Origin of the sequence: Xanthovirga aplysinae (assembly GCF_009711365.1) — a bacterium.
In the GTDB taxonomy this organism is placed as follows: domain Bacteria; phylum Bacteroidota; class Bacteroidia; order Cytophagales; family Cyclobacteriaceae; genus Xanthovirga; species Xanthovirga aplysinae.
The window spans coordinates 12,047-14,079 of record NZ_SMMB01001246.1; the positions used below are offsets into that span (position 1 = coordinate 12,047).

General features: G+C 35.5%; 1 protein-coding gene. It reads right to left on the bottom strand.

What is annotated here, in order from left to right:
- Positions 1 to 465 precede the first annotated feature (465 nt).
- The coding region (locus E1171_RS18955; RefSeq protein ID WP_155207630.1) for an outer membrane beta-barrel family protein at positions 466 to 2,033 on the bottom strand (1,568 nt) is incomplete at its 5' end.

A 2,033-nucleotide genomic window follows, 5' to 3' on the forward strand; every position in this document is an offset into this window, starting at 1 on the left:
TCCTTGGTATTTCACTAAAAAAATTCCGTTCATAAAAGCCCTACAACAGTGCTCTTTTCAGAAAAAAATTGATTTAATCGGCCTTCAGGACTCCCATACACATTTTTCAGCTTGCAGTTAAAACATTCCTTCACAGGAGCTCCCAAATAAAAATCATGGATCAACTAAAGATTCTCGATAATTAGAATCCAAAGAAGATTTTAATTTCTTCGAGTTTTTCTGATATCTAAACCACTTTTGGTGGTTAATAAAAACTTAACATGCTTAAAAACGGTATGCGACAACTAAAATTATCCTAAATAACTGAAAATCAACCAATAACTATTCCTAAACATGTCAAAACCACCCTTTTTGACTACTACAATCAGGGGTAAGTTTTTCCAAACTCCATGATTCAAATTCGATAGAAAGTATCACTGATTTTGATCCCTTTTGAATACTTTTTAATGATTTTGGGTTCTCTGCTTACCTTCTACTTTCTTCTTCCTCTGCTGCACTTTCTCTTTTTCTACTTTTAAATTCCAATCCCTTCGAAAAATTATATGCAAAAGAAACTTGAAGGGTTTGGGCAGGCCCTTGATATAAAAATTTTTCTTCAAAATCAGGTGTAATAGCCGTCCGTTCACTATTTCTTGAATTCAGAAGATTGGAAATTTGTACGGAAATGGTACCTTGTTCATTCCAAACAGATTTTTTAGCTGTTAAACTAAGGGCCCCAAAGGGTCGGTAAGTATAAAGCCCAGATGTGAAGCCCGAATAATAATTTCCATCTATCATTAGGGTGTACTTCTTTGGCAAGGTGAAAACCTGATTCATGCTTATTTTTAGATAATTGTCTTTGTTTTCAAGATTTTCATCAGCTTTGATGACTTTTCTATAAGCATTTAGATCAAACTGAAAGGTCCACCAGGAGGAAATAGTAAAGGGTAAATTTAAAGTGACGAAAAACAGATGCTGACTTCCTAAGTTTTGAAAGGTATTGCCGTTTAAGCCTTCCTCATCTATAAAAGGTAAATTTTGAACAATGTCTTTAAAGTGCTGATATCCCAGGTTTAAGGAATAGCTATTTTTCCAGGTGTAAGTGGTCTCTATACTATTGATAAAAGTAGGTAAAAGGGAGGGGTCTCCTGTAAAATAGGTGTATGGCCCACTATAAACCTTAAGGGACCTCATTGTATTGAATCCTGGCCTTTCTATCCTTCTAGCATAAGAGAGGGTGAAATCATGGTTTTCATTCAATTTTCTTTGTGCAAATAAAGAAGGAAACAAGCTCCAGTAGTTTCGACGAAAAAGGCTATTACCAGGAAAAAAATAAGAGGAACCTTCTCTTTGGGTATGTTCCGCTCGAAGTCCACCCTTTAGCATCCATTTATTCCATTCTTTCTGGATGGCTGTATAAAACGCCAACACTTTTTCCGTATAATCAAAAGTACTTGAACGTTCTGTATCCATCATTTCCAATTCGTTAGGGAAATAAAGCAATTCGTCATGGGTATTGATATAGCTAAATTTTACACCTCCTTCCCAATCCAACTTCATAATATTGGGAAGTTCAACATCTAATCTTCCCACATGAAGGGTAAAAAGGGTTGGGTAATAAAAACCAAAAATTTGGTAATTCTCACCCAATTGTTGGTCTTCAGTTAAATAGAAATTATTGAGGACTCCATCCCCGGCATTATCGAAATAATTGTAATTGTAATTGAAGGAAATTTTTCTACCAAGGGTATCCAACTTCTTATCCAGAAATAGGTTTACCTGATGCCCAATTTCAGATTCATCATAGGACTCTGTAGTGTAAAAGGCTGAATCTTGTTTATTTTCAGCACTACGATAAATATCCTGATTTCCCTCATTCGTATGGAATTTGAAGGTGTTTAACTTATAACGAAAACCTACAGCAAAACTCTTTCGAACATCCACATCCAAACCTGCTTCAGCCTGATGTCCCTTCCAAACGCCATCAAATTTTTTATCTGAATAAAGAGAAGAAATAGAGGAAGAAATAGGTTCCCGTTCTGTGATGCTCTCCC